Raw genomic sequence first — 18,580 nt, forward strand, 5'->3', positions numbered from 1 at the left:
GGGGATAGAGTCATGCATAAGGTAATAGAAAGAATTAAGGAAGCGAAATTGGTGCCTGTTGTTAAAATCGAGCATATAGAAGATGCAGTGCCCGTTGCGAAAGCTTTATGTGAGGGGGGACTCTACCTAGCAGAGGTGACTTTCCGTACTGTATGTGCAGAAGAAGCCATTAGAAGAATGAAAGAGGCATGCCCGCAAATGCTTATAGGCGCAGGTACTGTGCTAAATACACAACAAGTAGATGAGGCGCTAGCAAGTGGTGCAGCTTTTATTGTTGCCCCAGGGTTTAATGAAAAAGTTGTAAATTATTGCATGCAAAAGGGTGTACCTATTTTCCCAGGTTGTTCTCATGCTTCAGATATTGAAAGGGCCATTGAACATGGGTTAAAGGTGGTAAAATTCTTCCCAGCTAAAGAGCTAGGAGGTCTTGCCACCATTAAAGCTCTTGCAGCGCCTTATGGGCAAATAAGCTTTATGCCTACGGGGGGTATTACACCTGATACCATGATGGAATACTTAGGCTATGAACGTATTGTTGCATGTGGTGGGAGCTGGATGGTTAAAGAGGATTTAATCCGACAAAAAGACTTTAAAGCCATTACGAAACTTACAGCCGAAGCTGTTAAACGCATTCAAAAAGGGAAGCAAGGGCAGGAGGCTCAGCAGCACTTAACAAAAGAGGAATGTGCGGCAAGTCAGCTTACTCTAGAAGGCTTAGGAGAAGGTGTTGTAGCTGGTTTTGGAGAAATGCTCCTTCGTTTATCTGCACCTGACCATTTAAGGCTTAGTCAGGCGCACCAATTAAAGATGCACTACGGTGGTGCAGAAGCGAATGTGGTTGTATCTCTTGCTCAGTTTGGACTCAATACCCGTTTTATGACCAAACTTCCTGAAAATGATTTAGGACAAAGTGCTGTGAATGAACTTAGAAAATATGGTGTGGATACTCACTTTATTTTAAGAGGTGGGGAGCGTATGGGGCTTTACTTCTTAGAAAAGGGTGCTTCCCAAAGAGCTTCTAAAGTCGTCTATGATAGAGCCCATTCTGCCATGAGTGCCATAAGGAGTGAGGAATTGGATTGGGATAAGGCACTAGAAGGTGTTAAACACTTCTTCATAACAGGTATTACACCTGCTCTGGGAGAGGAAGTGGCAAGAGTAGCGCTTAAAGTGTGTAAAAAATGCCAAGAAAAAGGCATTACCGTTTGGTGTGACCTTAATTATAGAGAAAAGCTTTGGACCAAAGAAGAGGCAAGTCGTACTTTACAAGAAATGATGCAGTATGTGGATTGCTGCCTGACGAATGAGCACCATGCTATAAGCATGCTGGATTTAGACTTAGTAGTAGAAGAAGTAGAAGGTCAGGCGGAAGTAGGCCGTATAGACCAAATAGCAGATGAAAAGACAAGGCTAAGTGCCATAGCTTATGCCATGACACGTAAATATGGCTTTAAACAAGTGGCACTTACGATTAGACATTCTGTATCAGCTAGCTTAAACAGTCTATCAGCACTTTTATATACAGAAGGAAAGAGTTATTTTGCACCTTTTTATGACGTGCAGATTGTGGATAGAGTAGGTGGGGGAGATGCCTTTGCGGCAGGACTTATTTATGCCACAGTAAAAGGGTATGATCCGCAAGAAAGTGTTGCCTTTGCCTTAGCGTCAGAGTGCTTAAAACATACGATAGAAGGCGATTTTAATGAAGTAAGTGTAGCAGAAGTTTGTGCGCTTATGAATGGAAATGGGAAAGGATTAGTTCAGCGATAGGGGAAAATAATATGAGAGAATATATAGATGATTTAGATCAAATTGTAGATTATTGCAAGTGTTATAATGAACTCGATATAGAGGAAGCATGCTGTATGGCGGATTTTGTGGTGGAGCATACTTTTTTATTTCAAAGTAAATGGGAAATGGAAAGAACATACAAGCCTGTTACCTTTAATAAAGGGGAAATAGAGTGGGACTATATACCTTTTAATGACCCTGAGTGGACTTACGCTATGAATCGAAACCGTTATTTCCTTACTTTAGCCCAGGCCTATGTACTCACTGGAAAAGAGGAGTATGTGAAAACATTCATAAGACTTATTAAGCACTGGATTACCCATAATCCATGTGAGCCTAAGTATTATGGGAGTACTTGGCGTACCATTGAGGCGGGCTTAAGATGTGAAAACTGGCTTAAGGCACGTGAGCTTGTCTATAGAAGCCCTTATTGGGATGAGGAAGTAGAAGCGCTGTTTAGACAGAGTATGGAGGATCATGCTCACTATATTATAGGACATAATGATGATTTTAGAAGATTAAGTAACTGGGGAATTATTGAGAATCACGGACTTTTTGTAGCAGGGCTTTACTTAGAAAAGGATACCTACATCCATGTAGCAAAGGAGCGTTTAACAAAGGCGGTTAAATTACAGGTGCTAGAAGACGGTCTCCACTGGGAGCAGTCTAGCCTTTATCATAATGAAGTACTGCGTGCTCTTTTAGATGTAGCCATTGCAGCAAAGAATAATGGTATTGTATTAGAGGACGTTTATCATGAAATCGTGAAGAAGATGGTGTATGCACATCTTTATATGACAAAGCCGAATCATATCCAGCTGGCTAATGGAGATAGCGATCATATAGATGTAAGAGACTTACTTGTAAGGGGGGCTTACCTTTATGAGGAACCAGCCTTTAAAGCTTTAGCTTACGAAAAGGTAGACTTTGAAAGTATATGGGATATAGGTATGAAAGGCGTAAGGGTTTATGACCAGTTAGAAGCTCAGGTACCCAATAAGCCTTCACATGCTTTAGCAGCTAGTGGGAACTACTGCATGCGTGATGGTTGGGAAGAAGCAAGTACTTATGTGCATTTTAAATGTGGGTCTTTAGGCGGCGGTCATGGACACTTAGATATGCTGCATGTAGATGTGGCCTACTTAGGAGAGGACATTTTAAAGGACTCAGGCCGTTACACTTATACAGATACGAAAGAGCGTTATGAGCTTAAAAAGGCTCATGCCCATAATACAACCATGGTGGATGGCAAGCCCTTCACACAGCTTATTGATACATGGGGCTATGATAAGGTGGCTCAAACTGTACAAGGCAGTTTCATCACACATCCACTTTATGACTATGTAGAAGGGGCACACCTTGGCTATATGGATCTAGAGGATAGTGTCTATGTAAGCCGTAAAGTGCTTTTTATTAAACCACAAATTGTCGTTATAGCAGATACCTTTAAGGCTAAAGGAAATCATACTTATAATCAGTATTTCCACTTTGGCAAAGGAGAACTTACGGTTAAAAAGTCACAGGCTCTCTTTACAGGCAAACAGGCAAAAGCTACTTTATACAGCTTATCAGAGGTACATATGGCTAAGACTTCTATGCTTTCCTCTGAAACCTACAATCATCTAGAAAAGTTAGACGTATTAACCACCGAAAAAGAAAATACAGGCAATACTACACTTATAACAGTACTCGTCCTTGAAGACCAAAACAATCCTATGCCACATACCCTAAGATGTGTTCCTATTTGTACACAAGGACAGACATTAGAAAGCAATGAAAGTATCAGTGCTTTCAACATTACTTTGCCAGAGGAGACTTACACCGTAGTCATGAGACATGACGAATCCTTAAGAAGACTCATGGTAGTAGAAGGCGAAGATGTCTTTGCTAAAGTAGCACTTATCCATGAAAAGGATGGAGAGAAGAAGGTTTATCCTATAGTTTATTAAATAAAAAGTTTAGAAATGTGAAATCTTAGTTGCTCTGAAGAGGGTAACTAAGATTTTTTTATTAGAAGGATATCGTATAGCATTTGTTGAAAAAATTATGAGGTGATCATGTCTATAGGGATACGAATATTTTAACCGTTAATGTAAATATAGAGAGGGTTTACTGTTTCTAAGATATAATCTAAAAAGAAAAATGAGATAAGAATAGTAGAATAAAAAATGTAACAATAAGATATCTATAATAATTTAAAATATGTTTAATTTTATTTATGAATTAAAAATATTTTAAATATTACTTTACAAAGTGCACATAAATGATATAATAATAATGAAAATTTTAAAAAAGTATGTACATTTAGTTAAAGGGGGCCAACAATATGAAAAAGATAGTATCAGGTACGTTAGTAGCATTAATGGTAGCATCGAGTATGGTTGGGTGTACTAGCGATCAAGGAGGGGAAAAAGAGACAGCATCTAATTCATCAAAAGATACAAGCAGTAGCAAAGAACCTGTAATCAATGCCTATGGATGGGAGGTTCCAGATGAGACTTTAGTAATCAATGTGTATGCTGGACAAGGTAGCCCAGATAGTATGAAGGAGGATACAGAGGCATTAAATGCGTACTTAAAAGAAGAATTTAATGTTGTCGTCAATAAATTTGTTTATGATACAGATCAATCAGAGCGTCTTAACCTAATGTTGGCATCAAATGATTATCCAGAAGCTATTATGGGGCTAAGTCAACAGACTGTTGAACAATGGAAAGAGTTAGGAAAAGTTCTTGAACTAACAGATCTCGTTCAAGATCAGCCTAATTTAATGCAAAAGTTTGGTCCTTACATACCTAGATTTGAGGATGAAGAAGGTCGCTTATGGAATCTATCTACTGGATATTACGGAATTGATCAAAATAATATTATTCCTTGTGCAGACTATGCACCTATGATTAGAGAAGATTGGTATAAGGAAATTGGCTCACCTGATATTTCTACACCACAGGGTTACTTTGATGCAATTAAGAAGATTGTAGAAAAGCATCCAGAGACACCTAGTGGTCACAAAGTATATGGTCTTGCAACTTATAAGACTGCGCCCGCACTTTCACAAATGTTAAATACAAATGTTGGGGGAGCATTTGGTTTAAAGAATGGATTCGAGATTTCTGAGAATGGTGATTTTAAACATTGGGTAAATAGTGATATTGGCTTAGAAGTGGTTAAGTATATTAACCAGTTTGCAAGAGCAGGTTTGCTTGACCCAGATTCACTTACACAGACAGTAGAAGAGTGGGGACAAAAAGGTACAGATGAAAGATATGCAGCCTATGTTGGACCATGGTGGCAGCCAGGGTATTATATTTCAGATAATTGGATGAAGAAAATGGAAGCAGAAAAACCAGGTTCTTATCCAGAAGATATGCGTTATGTACACTACTTGGTAAAGGATCCAGACATTGAACAAGCAACTTATAATGGATACTCTACATTAGGATGGGGACGGGTTATTTTAACAGATAAGTGTGAGAATCCAGAGGATTATATGCGTTGGTTCGATTTTGAAAATAGTGATTTAGGAACAAAGCTTTTAGGATATGGGGTTCCAAATCAACCAGATTCTATTTGGGATTTCAACGAAGAAACTGGAGAAGCGACATTTAGAGCGGATAAGGTAGAACAAATTACATCAGCAACACCAACATTTGATTTCGAACCGTACATGAAGTTAGGAGGAGAGTGTGCACTACAAATTTCATTTGGTAGTGATAAGTTAGCAGATGGTACAAATTGTTGGTTTAACCAATCTAATAAAGACCCTTGGAAAGAATTAAAGGATGAGAGATTAAAAGATACAATGTATGATGCTACAGCTATTAGCGCAGTTGTATTTGATCCTTTTGATCCACTAACGGATACAAGACAAAGATGTATTGATATTGTAAGCAGTGGATGGTCTAGAGCAATTTTTGCAAAGACAGAAGAAGAATGTGAAGCTATTTATATGGAGACAAGAGAAAAAGCAAATAAAGCAGGAATGCAAGAGGTTGAAGCTTACTATTCACAAGAGTATAAGAAGAACTTAGAGCAGTGGGAAAATTAAAAAGCTAGCTAGACCTAGTGATTATACCTACATTTATTTAGGTATAATCACTAGGTTATATATACACAACAAGAGTTTTGAGCATAGAAAAAATTCTATTTAAATGAGCTGTGTACATTAATCTGAAGTTAGGGATTTTATAAAAGGAGAGATGAGATGAATCAAGAATATGAACAAGCTGACTTTTTACAACAAAAACAAAAATGGAATTTAAAAGCGATTAAAAGAGAGTTTAAATCACAAAAGCAGTTATGGATTATAACGGCAATATTATTAATATGGGTTGCTATTTTTGCATATTTCCCAATGTATGGGTTAATTATCTCATTTCAAAACTATATGCCAGGTAAATCTATGTTTGTGGATGTAGATTGGGCAGGGTTTAAGAATTTTATAGACTTTTTTTCATCTCCTGATTTTGGAATGATTATGAGAAACACACTTGTAATTAGTGGATTAAATATTGTAATAGGATTTCCAGCCCCTATTATCCTTGCCATACTTTTAAATGAAGTAAGGAACAAACATGCGCAGAAATTCTACCAAACAATTTCCTATGTTCCACACTTTATTTCATGGGTGGTAGTAGCGAGTATACTTTTCTCTATTTTGGGGACAGAAGGGTTGTTGAACAATATATTAGTAGGCTTAGGGCTATTAGATGAGCCGATTAATTATTTAAATGAAGGAAAGTATTTCTGGGCTATATTGACATCAGCTAATATTTGGAAGAGTATAGGGTGGTCTTCTATTATTTACTTATCAGCTATTTCTGGAATAGATAAGGAATTATATGAAGCGGGTGCAGTTGATGGACTTGGAAGATTTGGTATGATACGTTATATTACCATACCATGTATTGCGCCAACAATTATTCTGTTATGGATTTTAGGCATAGGTGGCATCCTAAATGCAGGATTTGAGCAACAACTTCTTATTGGTACAGCACAAACACGTGAGTACTATGAGGTTATTGATACATATGCATATAAGTATGGTATCCAACAAGGACGTTATGCATATGGAACAGCTGTAGGATTAATGAAGGGACTTATATCAGTTGTACTTGTATTTGGAGTCAACCATTTAGCTAAGAAAAAGATGGATATATCCGTAATGTAGGGAGGCATAGAATGGAAAAATATTGGAAAGAGACCAAATACACAAAGTTATTTGATGTAGTTAACCATATTTTCTTGATTACTTTTACAATTATGATGTTGTATCCATTGTGGGATCAATTTGTAATCTCTATAACAGATACAAGCTATCAAACCATTGGAAGTGCATTTTTATGGCCAGAAAAAGTAACACTGGATGCCTATAAAGAGTTATTTTCAGATACAAAGATGTTAAGAGGACTGGGTGTATCTGTACTAAGAGTAGTAGTAGGAACAGCTTCTACACTATTTTGTACCGGGTTACTTGCCTATGTGACCACAATTAAGCAATTTAAAGGGAGAACATTCTTAAGGCGTGTATACATTTTCACTATGTATTTTAGTGGTGGACTTATTCCATTTTATTTATTAATGATTTCTTTAAAATTAAATAATACATTTTGGATTTATATCTTACCAGGATTATGTAGTGCCTATTATATGTTACTGATTGCTTCTTACATACAAAATATCCCAGCGTCTTTATTTGAAGCTGCAAGAATTGATGGGTGTCATGAACTAGGGATTTATGTAAGGCTTGTACTTCCTATCTGTAAGCCAGTATTTGCCGCTATTGCAGTATATTTAGCAGTAGGACACTGGAACTCATGGTTTGATGTTTTGATTTATAATCCATCAGGTGCATGGGATACTTTACAGGTTTACTTAAGAAGAATATTGTTAGAGGCAGAGGCATTTTCAAGAATTCAAAATGTAAGTCAAGCAGAAGCAGCTGCAAGAGCAATATCAGGGGAGAATCTAAAAGCAGCAACGACTATGGCTGTTACGGTGCCTATTCTTATTGTTTATCCATTTTTCCAGAAATATTTTATTTCAGGAATTACGATTGGTGCAGTAAAAGAATAATATTTGATCATTAGTGTTTCATTCCAATAGGATTGGATAGACTTATGTCATGTTGTATCAAGCTTTGCAAGGTACTCATCCTTTGTAAGCTTTTCAATAACTGTTTTAATAAGTTTTCTATGACTGGGATAAATACTTTGATTTAGGTGCCTTAAGCTATTATGTTCACATGCAGGGAAGTAAATCCTATTTGTTAAGTACTTAGGGTTTAAATCTGTACTCTGTTTAATAGTACATTTCTGAAGGAATTTCCACTCGACAAGACCTATAAATTGTTCAAATAAAGTAATATTATTGTTCCTAGTCAGTGTCCGTCTTTGGGGGATAGAATCTGTCCATTATATTTAGCCTTAAGGCACTGGCTATTTTCAGGTCTAAAATTATGGAAATTAATAATGGAATACAAGTAACTATACAAAAAAGAGTTCATATCATTAGGTATGAACTCTTTTTATACTCAAAAACTCGAAAACTCGAAAAGGAGTAACAAATAAGGGGCTAGTAAGCACAATTACATTTATCTTAATGCAAAATGGATATAAGGATAGCTAACATTTTAGATGGATTAATTGAGGATGATGTATTTATAACTGTTGAAGATGGACGAATTGGAAGAAATTTAAGGATGTATAGGTTATTTATGAAAAGAATGAGGATAGGATATTAAAGAGCTATGGACTGTACTACACAGGGAAAATAGGGTTTGATTTAAGGAAAATATTAGATATAAACATAAGAGTTTATAGAGGATTATGATAAAATAGATAGTATAGGAAGCAGATAAATTTGGATTTATGGAGATACAGGAGATAAATATGAGTGATATTAGTAATTTTTTAAATCAGCTTTCTCGAATCAATTGGTTTGAAAAGAGTGGAACACCGACTGAAGAGTATCATGTGATATATTCTATCTTTGAGGCTTATGATGGTTGGAGCCAACAAATGTTTAAGACATGGGAGCCCCAAGTCTGTCTTTTGGAAAAAGAAGCTCAAGAAGTGTTAGGGGATGCACAAATAGATGAAATTTTTTTAAATATTTCAAGAGCTATTGGGGATAAACTTTGGGATAGATACAGTATATTTATAGAAAAATATAATTTAAAAGAAGAATGTGGATTGGAAAATGAGATTATGGACTTTGTCAAGAGGGATATAGCATGGGCATGTATTGAAGTGATATTAAATAAAGAGGGCTTTTTTACTAGGCTATTAAGTATTTACAAGAGAGGATACTTTCCATGTTCATGGCTGGGGGATTACCCTAGTGGTATTCCAGTTGTTATATAATACATACAGTTTATTAGGAAGGAATATAGGTCAAAAGGCTATCCAATAGATTGGAGTAGACAATATGAAAAACTTTAGATATGAAAGCAGAAATAGAAGATTTATTAATTAAGGTTGGATTAGAGGACTCTTTAATGGAATGCATCCCCATGAACTTTCAGGTGGGCAGATGCAAAGAGTCTGCATAGCAAGAGCCATTGTTTCTAGAACTATGCTTATTGATTTTTAAAGTAAAGGAGAAATATGAGTATGAAATTAGGCAATACCTTAATAGAAAAAGGTCAAAAATGGCAAGGAGAGTTAAAGGTTACAGATCATTATAGTATACCGATATATGGGATATGTGGAGAGGAGGAAGGGAAAACTTTAGTGATTACTGCGGGAGTCCATGGATGTGAATATGTAGGCGTGCAAACCGCTCGTAAGCTATGGAAAAGCCTTAACCCTAGGGAAATGAAGGGGCAAGTTATCCTATTGCCACTAGTGAATCAGTATGGTTTTTATGAAGGTGCTAAACAAATTGTGCCAGAAGATGGAGAGAATTTGAATCGTGTATTTCCAGGGAAATCAGATGGAACGCTGACACAGAGAATCGCCTATGTCATTGAAAAAGAGATTTATCCTCATGCTGATTTTCTTATTGATTTACATGGTGGAGATTGTAATGAAGCAATGGAACCCTTAGTATTCTTTCCAGTAGCAGCAAAAAGTCTTGTAAATGAAATATCACGGGGGGCAGCAAGTTATTTGCCGGTGACTTATCGTGTAAGTTCTACAGCCAAAAATGGACTTTATAGTTATGCCACTCAAAAAGGTATTCCAGCACTTTTATTAGAAATTGGTGGTGAAGTTTTATATCATACGACAGCACTTGGAATAAAAAAAGGAGACCCATTAATTGCTTATGGTGCGTACTGATCAGAGGATAAGAAAAAGATAAAGCTAATATAAATAATCGAAATCTAAAAAAGTGGATTAGGTTCTTGTAAATAATAAGTTTATAGAAAAACAAGTACTTTTCCATATCTTATAAAAAATATTTTTTACGGTTTCCTAAACTGTTCGGCGAAGGGGCAAATCCTATCAGGTGCAATAAATAAAGCCTTACAATTACTTGATTTTTAAAGGGTTGTAGGGATTTTTGTTTTAGGGTGAATTATCAGGGAAGTTTCAATTAGTAGTTAATAATGTCGTCTTTTTTCAGTTAGTCGTCGTCTCTACGGCGACGTAGGGACGTCACATGGTAAAGTTAAAATCCTTTGTAGTTCAATAAGAATAGGATAATTCAGTTGATTAATAATAGATGAAGTTGAGAAGGTGAAAAGGGTAAATTAAAAAGGGAGATGGACGCATCCATCTCCCTTAGGTGTAGTCCGCAGACATCCACCGCTATTCACTAATTATATTATACATCTAGTATGTTCAATATGCAAACAATTTATGCTTTGATGTAGTTTTTTAATAAAGATAACTTAGTTGAAGTATCTGTATAAATGATTTTAGAGTACATACTAAATGGCACTTTGTTACGTAAAGTTTCCGTAATATCAATAAACATATTTATCATACTAATAATATCTTTTTTTGATATATTTAATTGTTTGAGAATAAAGCATATTAAAATAACGTAATCAGTTATCGTTTTAAAATTTATAGCACTAATTTGACCGTCATTAGATAATGCAGAACATAGGGTAGAATTGATGCTACTTGTATTAAATCTTGTATCAAATATAACGTCATTATGTGCTACAGCATTGCGCAGGTCTTTGAGGGTATAGATGATACTACCAGGTAAAGTAGAGTTTGTATCGAAGCTTTGGTTGATACCTAGTGATTGGGAAATTAGTTTTCTGGTAGGCTGTTCAAGGCATGAAATAAAATTACCAAATTCCCCAAGGGTAAGTACTTCGAATATAGCCCATATAGGAACATTTTTATCTTGATGATAGAAATGTTGAATAACAAGTTTATTTTTATAGTCACGAGATAAGGTACTATAAATTTTATTACGAAGGTCTAATCGCTTCTTCAGTGCATTCTTATATTTATCAGAACCATGTGGAAATGATTTATAGTGGGTAAGAACTTTTGTAAATACATCATTAAAAGAGTCTGTTTTTACTTCAGAAAGTATAACCTCTAAAGTATAGTTCTTTAGAGCTGTTTCAATTAACATGATTTTAGGATAGAACATCGCTTTAAGAGACATATCAAATTCATTTACTGCTAGGATTTGATTGAAATCTGTATAGGCTAATTTGTTTTGTGGCGATTTAAAATAACGGTATCCCTTGTAGCCATGATAATAACCAATGTTTCTTAATTTTTGTTTTTGAGAACTGCCATTTATATTAATGTGATGTGTATCTCGTAGATGCTTCATTAATCCATCTATACTTTTAACTTTTCTTCCCATCTTTAACCTACCTTTAAAAATAATAAAAATATTATACCATCAATGTATGTTTGTGTATAGATTTTACAGTGTTAAATGGACAGGATAGCATAATAGGGGTAAAATAAAAGCAATCATAAGAGAAAGTAAGGAGAGAAACAAATGGCAACTATTGGATTCGAAGAAAAACTATGGGAAGCTGCTGATAAGCTTCGTAATAATATGGATGCAGCAGAATATAAACATGTTATATTGGGACTTATATTCCTTAAATATGTATCAGATACTTTCAAAGAAAAATATGACCAATTACTTAAAGAAGACCCAGATTTTGCAGAGGATAGGGATGAATACTTAGCAGAAGGTGTATTCTGGGTTCCAGAAAATGCACGTTGGAATTATATTGCTGAACATTCAAAGCAAGCAGAAATTGGACAAGTAGTAGATACGGCTCTTGATGCGATTGAAAAGGAAAATGATAGTTTAAGAGGTGTACTTCCTAAGAACTATTCAAGACCAGAACTTGATAAGAGAATACTTGGAGAAATCATTGACCTCTTTACTAATATTAATGTAGGTGGCGAAGAAGCCAGAGAAAAAGATGTATTAGGACGAGTATACGAATACTTCTTAGGTAAATTTGCAGCTAATGAAGGTAAAGGTGGTGGAGAATTCTACACACCAAAATGTATCGTTAAACTTATGGTAGAAATGGTGGAGCCATACAAGGGCTATGTGTATGACCCTGCTTGTGGTAGTGGTGGCATGTTTGTACAATCTCAGAAGTTCTTACAAGAACATAGTGGGAATACCTTTGATATCTCAGTATATGGACAAGAGTCTAACCCAACAACATGGAAACTTGCTAAGATGAACCTTGCTATCAGAGGAATTGAAAATAACTTAGGAAGTAAGAATGCAGATACATTCCATGATGATTTACACAAAACACTTAAAGCAGACTTCGTGCTCGCAAACCCACCATTTAATGATAGTGACTGGGGTGGAGCATCACTTCAAGATGACCCTAGATGGAAATGGGGTGTACCACCAACAGGTAATGCCAACTATGCATGGCTTTCACACATGGTTGATAAATTAAGTCAAACAGGTATTGCAGCAGTGGTTTTAGCTAATGGTTCACTTTCAAGTAATACATCTAATGAAGGAGAAATTCGTAAAAACTTTATTAATGCAGACTTAGTAGACTGTATCGTAGCTTTACCAGATAAGTTATTCTACACAACAGGTATTCCAGTATGTATTTGGTTCCTCAATAGAGATAAGAAACATAAAGGACAAACACTCTTCATTGATGCACGTAAGCAAGGGGAGATGGTAACACGTAGACTTCGTGAGCTAAGTGATGAAGATATTAGAAAGATAGCTGATACTTACATCAACTATAAACATGGTACAGGTTATGAAGATGTACAAGGCTTCTGTAAAGCAGCAACACTAGATGAAATCAAGGAACATGATTATATCCTTACACCAGGGCGCTATGTAGGCATAGAAGAAGTAGAAGATGATGGAGAACCATTCGAAGAAAAGATGGATAGGCTGACTACAGAACTCGCTAAGCAGTTCCAAAAGTCCAAAGAGCTTGAAGATGAAATAAGAAAGCAACTTGGAGGCATTGGATATGAGTTCTAGTGAATGGATAGAAGTAGAACTAAAGGATATATCTATAGATGGTAAAGGTAGTTATGGAATAGGTGCATCGGCTGTAGAATACTCTAAGGAACTATATACGTATTTGAGAATTACTGATATTAATGATGATGGTACTTTAAATAGAGAGGGACTAAAGTCAGTTGATGATAGTGAAGCAGAAAAATATTTATTAAAGTCTAATGATATTGTATTTGCGAGAACAGGAAATAGTACAGGTAAAAGCTATTTTTATGATGGAAAAGATGGAGAACTAGTATATGCTGGATTCCTGATTAAGTTTAGCTTAAATAGCGAAAAAGTAAATCCCCGTTATATGAGATACTATACATTGTCTGAAGAGTATAATCACTGGGTAAATTCATTCTCTACTGGAAGTACTAGGGGGAACATTAATGCCAAGACCTATGCTAGTATGAAGATTAATTTGCCACCAAGAGAGCAACAAGACTTTTTGGTTAATATACTTTCATCCCTAGATGAAAAAATAGAGCTTAATAATCAAATGAATAAGACCTTAGAAGAAATGGCACAGGCTTTATTTAAAAGATGGTTTGTAGATTTTGAATTTCCTAATGAAGATGGAGAACCTTACAAATCAAGTGGTGGAGAAATGGTTGATAGTGAGTTAGGGATGATACCTAAAGGATGGAAAGTTGGATACCTAGATGACATAATTGAAATTTATGATGCAAAAAGAAAACCCTTATCATCTAGACAACGAGCTAATATGGCTAAAAACTATCCTTATTACGGAGCAGCATCTTTAGTGGATTATGTAGAAAATTACCTTTTTGATGGGATTTATGTACTTATTAGTGAAGATGGAGCAAATGTTGTTGATGCCGATGGATATCCGTTAGTACAGTATGTATGGGATAAGTTTTGGGTAAATAATCATGCACATATTGTAAAAGGGAAAAATGGATATAGTGAAGAACATATATATATCCTTGTAAAAAACACCAACATGCGATCTATCGTTACAGGGGCAGTACAACCCAAAATTAATCAAGCTAATCTTAAGTCTGTAAACATTGTCATTGCACAGGCAATAATTATAGAAAAATTTAATGATTTATTGACTAGTGTATTTAATCAATATAGGAGTAATGCTATAGAGAATGAAAAATTAAAGGAAATGAGAGATATTTTATTACCTAAACTTATGTCAGGAGAAATAAGAGTAACAGATTTACAAAACTAAGGAGGGAGTTATGGCTTTTACAGAGGGGAATTTTGAAAATGTAGTCATGGAATACTTACAAGAACTAGACTATACCTACATTCATGGAAGTCAGCTTACAAAAGAAGACAAAGAAGTTTTACTATTTGATAGACTAGAAGATTCGCTTATGTGTATTAACCCAAGTGTCCAATTATCAGCTATCAAAGAAGCTATTCGTAAGATACGTCATTTTGAGACTAACGATGTTTTTACGAACAATAAACTTTTTCATAAGTACTTAGTAGAAGGCGTAGAAGTAAGTGATTTTGTAGATAGTGAAGTAGTATACCATACCATTAAGTTAATAGACTTTGATAGCCCTAGTAACAATGATTGGCTTGTAGTCAATCAATTAGAAGTGACAGAAGATGGGACCAAGAAGCGACCAGATGTGTTTGTTTATGTGAATGGTATACCTCTTGTTGTGATGGAACTTAAAAGCACATCTCGTGAAGAAGTCACCATTGAAGATGCTTACAATCAGCTCATGAACTACAAAGAAGTTCATATTCCATCATTATTTTATTACAATGCCTTTTTAGTCATTAGTGATGGCGTAAGTACAAAAGCAGGTACCATTACAGCTTCTTACGATAGATTTATGAGTTGGAAGAAAATTGAGGCAGAAGATGAAGTGTCTAATGTAGACACCATGAATCTTGATACACTCATGTATGGTATGTTTGATAAAGAAAGGTTCTTAAGCATCATCAAAGACTTTATTCTATTTACCAATAAAGCTAAAATTATGGCTCAGTACCATCAATACTACGGAATGACTAAAGCGATAGCAAGTTGTATTCATGCTGTTAAAAATGATGGACGAGCAGGGGTAGTATGGCATACGCAAGGTAGTGGTAAGAGTTTTTCTATGACTTTCCTTGCAGGGAACCTTGTAAAAAGTAAAGCACTTAATAATCCAACTATTTTGGTCATTACAGATAGAAATGACCTAGATGGTCAGCTCTTTGCTACGTTTTGTAGTGCACAAGATTTCCTAAGACAAGAACCTGTACAGATGGAATCACGTTCAGAGGTGAAAGAGTTTTTAGGAGGTAGAAAGACAGGTGGAGTTGTCTTTTCTACTATCCAAAAGTTTGTAGAAGAAACAGGGCTTCTTTCAGACAGACAAAATATCATCGTCCTTGTAGATGAAGCTCATAGAACCCAATATGGTATTGAAGGTAAGTTTGACCTTGAAAGTGGAGAAATGAAGTATGGCTATGCTAAGTATCTAAGAGAATCATTACCAAATGCCACCTATATTGCCTTTACAGGAACACCTATTGAAACAACAGATAAATCAACCTATGGTGTGTTTGGTGACTTAATAGATGTGTACGACATGACCCAAGCAGTAGAAGATGGTGCTACGGTTAAGATTTATTATGAATCAAGACTTGCTCGTGTGAAGCTTGATGAACATAAGCTTGAAGAAATAGATAAAGAATACTGGCATATGCAGGTTCATGAAGGTGTAGAAGACTATGTGGTTAATGAGAGTCAAAAGCAACTCAGTCGCATGGAGCAAATCATCTGTGACCATGACCGAATCCACGCAGTAGTTGCAGATATGATTGAACACTATGAGGAAAGAGAAAATCTTGTAGCAGGTAAAGCAATGGTGGTGGCATATTCAAGAAAAGCAGCTTATGCTATGTATCAAGAAATGATTGCTCAAAGACCAGAATGGATGAATAAAGTTAAGATGGTTATGACATCTAACAATAGTGACCCAGAAGAAATGGCAAAGCTCATTGGTAATAAAGCTACTCAAAAGCAGTACGAGCAAGAGTTTAGGGATATCCATAGTGAGTTCAAAATTGTTATTGTTGTAGATATGTGGCTTACAGGGTTTGATGTACCATCACTAGATACCATGTACATTGATAAACCAATGAAAGCACATAACTTAATGCAAGCTATAGCAAGAGTTAATAGAGTTTATCCAGGCAAAACAGGTGGACTTGTTGTAGACTACATAGGTATTAAGAAAGAGCTTTTTGATGCACTTAAAACCTATACCAATCGTGACCAAGATAAGGTACAGGAAAATGAGGAAGCTAAGAACATTGCTCTTAACTTGATGGAAACACTTAGAGATGTATTTTACTATTTTGACTATACAGATTTCTTTGGTGATAGTGATAAAAAACGTTATGACCTTATCCGTAATGGAGCTGAGTATATTCAAGCAACAGAAGGACGTAAAAATACATTTATGACTCAAACCAAGAAGCTTAAGGATATATTCAAGATTTGTGCAAGTTTGCTGACTAAGATGGAAAAAGATGAAGTATCATTCTTTGTTGCAGTCAGGTCGTTTATCATGAAGACAACTAAGCAAGGAGTTCCTGACCTTAAAGAGGTAAATAGTCGTATTTCTAAGATGTTAGAGGAAGCTATCTTGGAAGATGAGGTACTTGTACTCACAGAAGCAGGAAGTAAAGAAAGCTTTGACTTATTGACAGAGGAAAATATCCGTAAGCTCCATGCATTACCACAAAAGAATATTGCAGCTAATATCCTTATGCGAGTGATGAAAGACAAGGTTAATGCCATTAAAAAGGTTAACCTTGTAAAGAGTAGGGAATTCTCAGAGAAGCTTCAAAAAATCATTGATAAATACAATAATAGAAATGATGAAGAAGATGTATTCAAAGTGCTTGAAGAACTTCTTAAATTCAAAGAAGCCTTAATGGATGCTATCCAAGAAGGAACACAAATGGAGTTAAGTTATGAAGAAAAAGCATTCTTTGATGTACTGACAGCAGACCCAGATGTGATTAAACAGATGGATAGTGAAATACTTATTAAGATAGCTAAGGAACTTACAAAGACTATCAAAGAGAACATGACTCATGCTTGGTACGAGAAAGCACAAGCACAAGCTAAGATGAGAAGAGAGATTAAACGACTTCTTAAAAAATACGACTACCCACCAAATAAAAGTGATAAAGCAATTGAAGATGTGCTGGAACAGGCGAAGCTTCAGTGTACGAATCATAGGTAACCTGAAAATGAAATAAAAAGGAAACTAAGTATATATAATAACTTTGGATAATAAAATGGCTACTTACTAAGAGTGAGAAATAATCATCACTTACCAGTAAGTAGTCATTATTTTTATGCTTAAAAATAGGAAAAGGAGTGAAGATACAATTCAAGATGAATGTAAATCGAAGGCTAGGGCAAATACTAGCAAAAATGGAGATAAATAACCAGTAGGTAAAAAGGCTGAGAAAAGCAAAGAAGAAACTATTTTCAAATATCAGATAAACTATTATCAGCAAAAAGCATAAAGAATATACATATGAACTTACTAGGGGCATTGGGGCAAGCAGTAAAGATGGACTTGATTAAAAAGAATCCAGTAAAGCATGTAGAAGTGCCAAAGACAAAGAAGTATCAAGCAGAGGTTTACACACCAGAAGAAGTACAAATATTACTTGAAAATGTGATTGATACTGATATGGAAGTACCTATTGCATTATTAGTAGGACTAGGGCTAAGAAGAGGTGAAGTACTTGTACTCAGATGGCAAGATGTTGACCTAGAAAAAGGTAAAGTATGCATTAGAAGGAACATGGTTAAGGTAGGTAAGGAAATCATCTTTAAAGACCCAAAAACAGATACAAGTAACAGAGAGGTTAAATTGCCATTTACCTTACTAAAGCTATTACAAGTGGAAAGAAAACGTTATCTTACTAATAAGTTAAAGATGGGTGAGCAGTTTGAAGATAATGGCTTAGTAGTATGTTGGGATGATGGAAAATGTATCAATCCAGATACATTAAGCCAAAAGTTTAGAAGGTTGATTGAAAGAATAGGGTTAAAGCAGATCAGATTACATGATTTGCATCATACCAATGCGACGTTGATGCTTGAATATGGCGTATACATCAAAGTAGCTCAACAAAGGCTAGGTCATGCATCTATTTCGACTACGATGGACATTTACTCACATGTTACAGAGAAGGTTGAAAAAGAAGCTGCTGACAAATTGGATAAAGGTATTTTTGAAGCTCTTGATATAGGTATCGGATGATGCTTATGTTAAGAGCTTTTTAAAATCCTAGATGATGATATAATAAGAAATAATCATATAAATAGTTTAGGGGGAAT

Annotated in this window: 13 protein-coding genes; 12 read left to right on the top strand and 1 reads right to left on the bottom strand. The window is 35.4% G+C overall.

Features of this window, described 5'->3' with window-relative positions:
• Window positions 1-12 precede the first annotated feature (12 nt).
• The 8 genes from ACLTBU_RS09500 to ACLTBU_RS09535 all read left to right on the top strand — a co-directional run bounded on the left by ACLTBU_RS09500 (window position 13) and on the right by ACLTBU_RS09535 (window position 10,073).
• Entirely contained in the window at window positions 13-1,770 is a 1,758-nt protein-coding gene (locus ACLTBU_RS09500) for a KHG/KDPG aldolase/sugar kinase fusion protein (RefSeq protein WP_412218678.1), read from the top strand.
• 11 nt (window positions 1,771-1,781) lie between these two features.
• On the top strand, window positions 1,782-3,740 hold the full coding sequence (locus ACLTBU_RS09505; protein WP_412218680.1) for a heparinase II/III family protein: 1,959 nt from the start codon (window positions 1,782-1,784) through the stop codon (window positions 3,738-3,740).
• Window positions 3,741-4,117: 377 nt separating this feature from the next.
• Window positions 4,118-5,839, top strand: coding sequence for a hypothetical protein (locus ACLTBU_RS09510; RefSeq protein WP_249332146.1), 1,722 nt, complete (start codon window positions 4,118-4,120; stop codon window positions 5,837-5,839).
• A gap of 156 nt (window positions 5,840-5,995) precedes the next feature.
• Entirely contained in the window at window positions 5,996-6,961 is a 966-nt protein-coding gene (locus tag ACLTBU_RS09515; RefSeq protein WP_249332145.1) for an ABC transporter permease, read from the top strand.
• 11 nt (window positions 6,962-6,972) lie between these two features.
• Window positions 6,973-7,866 carry a carbohydrate ABC transporter permease gene (locus ACLTBU_RS09520; RefSeq protein WP_249332144.1) on the top strand — a complete coding sequence of 298 codons (894 nt, stop codon included), beginning with the start codon at window positions 6,973-6,975 and terminating at the stop codon, window positions 7,864-7,866.
• A gap of 815 nt (window positions 7,867-8,681) precedes the next feature.
• Window positions 8,682-9,155, top strand: coding sequence for a hypothetical protein (locus tag ACLTBU_RS09525; protein ID WP_249332143.1), 474 nt, complete (start codon window positions 8,682-8,684; stop codon window positions 9,153-9,155).
• 169 nt (window positions 9,156-9,324) lie between these two features.
• Window positions 9,325-9,384 carry a hypothetical protein gene (locus ACLTBU_RS09530; protein WP_249332243.1) on the top strand — a complete coding sequence of 20 codons (60 nt, stop codon included), beginning with the start codon at window positions 9,325-9,327 and terminating at the stop codon, window positions 9,382-9,384.
• A gap of 20 nt (window positions 9,385-9,404) precedes the next feature.
• Window positions 9,405-10,073, top strand: a complete 669-nt coding sequence (locus tag ACLTBU_RS09535) for a M14 family metallopeptidase (RefSeq protein ID WP_412218681.1) — start codon at window positions 9,405-9,407, stop codon at window positions 10,071-10,073.
• A gap of 520 nt (window positions 10,074-10,593) precedes the next feature.
• On the opposite strand, the gene ACLTBU_RS09540 is transcribed toward ACLTBU_RS09535, so the two are convergent.
• The gene (locus ACLTBU_RS09540) at window positions 10,594-11,574 is read right to left on the bottom strand and encodes an Abi family protein (RefSeq protein ID WP_412218683.1); all 981 of its coding nucleotides are present in this window, start codon (window positions 11,572-11,574) and stop codon (window positions 10,594-10,596) included.
• Between the two features lie 141 nt (window positions 11,575-11,715).
• On the opposite strand from ACLTBU_RS09540, the gene ACLTBU_RS09545 reads away from it, so the two are divergent.
• From ACLTBU_RS09545 to ACLTBU_RS09560, 4 genes are all read left to right on the top strand, one after another.
• Window positions 11,716-13,209, top strand: coding sequence for a type I restriction-modification system subunit M (locus tag ACLTBU_RS09545; RefSeq protein WP_412218684.1), 1,494 nt, complete (start codon window positions 11,716-11,718; stop codon window positions 13,207-13,209).
• On the top strand, window positions 13,199-14,434 hold the full coding sequence (locus ACLTBU_RS09550; RefSeq protein WP_412218685.1) for a restriction endonuclease subunit S: 1,236 nt from the start codon (window positions 13,199-13,201) through the stop codon (window positions 14,432-14,434). The genes ACLTBU_RS09545 and ACLTBU_RS09550 overlap by 11 nt, the downstream gene beginning before the upstream one ends.
• Window positions 14,435-14,444: 10 nt before the next feature.
• The gene (locus tag ACLTBU_RS09555) at window positions 14,445-17,468 is read left to right on the top strand and encodes a type I restriction endonuclease subunit R (protein ID WP_412218687.1); all 3,024 of its coding nucleotides are present in this window, start codon (window positions 14,445-14,447) and stop codon (window positions 17,466-17,468) included.
• A 300-nt stretch (window positions 17,469-17,768) separates the two neighbouring features.
• Window positions 17,769-18,503 (top strand): tyrosine-type recombinase/integrase, encoded by a 735-nt coding sequence (locus ACLTBU_RS09560; RefSeq protein WP_412218689.1) that lies wholly within the window; start codon window positions 17,769-17,771, stop codon window positions 18,501-18,503.
• The last annotated feature ends 77 nt before the right edge of the window (window positions 18,504-18,580 follow it).

Source organism: Zhenhengia sp. (assembly GCF_046966505.1).
GTDB classification, from domain to species: domain Bacteria; phylum Bacillota; class Clostridia; order Lachnospirales; family Cellulosilyticaceae; genus Zhenhengia; species Zhenhengia yiwuensis.

Bases quoted from the DNA above. Each gene is read 5' to 3' on its own strand.
- ACLTBU_RS09500 (WP_412218678.1), top strand. From the start codon at position 13: ATGCATAAGGTAATAGAAAGAATTAAGGAAGCGAAATTGGTGCCTGTT.
- ACLTBU_RS09505 (WP_412218680.1), top strand. From the start codon at position 1,782: ATGAGAGAATATATAGATGATTTAGATCAAATTGTAGATTATTGCAAG.
- ACLTBU_RS09510 (WP_249332146.1), top strand. From the start codon at position 4,118: ATGAAAAAGATAGTATCAGGTACGTTAGTAGCATTAATGGTAGCATCG.
- ACLTBU_RS09515 (WP_249332145.1), top strand. From the start codon at position 5,996: ATGAATCAAGAATATGAACAAGCTGACTTTTTACAACAAAAACAAAAA.
- ACLTBU_RS09520 (WP_249332144.1), top strand. From the start codon at position 6,973: ATGGAAAAATATTGGAAAGAGACCAAATACACAAAGTTATTTGATGTA.
- ACLTBU_RS09525 (WP_249332143.1), top strand. From the start codon at position 8,682: ATGAGTGATATTAGTAATTTTTTAAATCAGCTTTCTCGAATCAATTGG.
- ACLTBU_RS09535 (WP_412218681.1), top strand. From the start codon at position 9,405: ATGAAATTAGGCAATACCTTAATAGAAAAAGGTCAAAAATGGCAAGGA.
- ACLTBU_RS09540 (WP_412218683.1), bottom strand. From the start codon at position 11,574: ATGGGAAGAAAAGTTAAAAGTATAGATGGATTAATGAAGCATCTACGA.
- ACLTBU_RS09545 (WP_412218684.1), top strand. From the start codon at position 11,716: ATGGCAACTATTGGATTCGAAGAAAAACTATGGGAAGCTGCTGATAAG.
- ACLTBU_RS09550 (WP_412218685.1), top strand. From the start codon at position 13,199: ATGAGTTCTAGTGAATGGATAGAAGTAGAACTAAAGGATATATCTATA.
- ACLTBU_RS09555 (WP_412218687.1), top strand. From the start codon at position 14,445: ATGGCTTTTACAGAGGGGAATTTTGAAAATGTAGTCATGGAATACTTA.
- ACLTBU_RS09560 (WP_412218689.1), top strand. From the start codon at position 17,769: ATGAACTTACTAGGGGCATTGGGGCAAGCAGTAAAGATGGACTTGATT.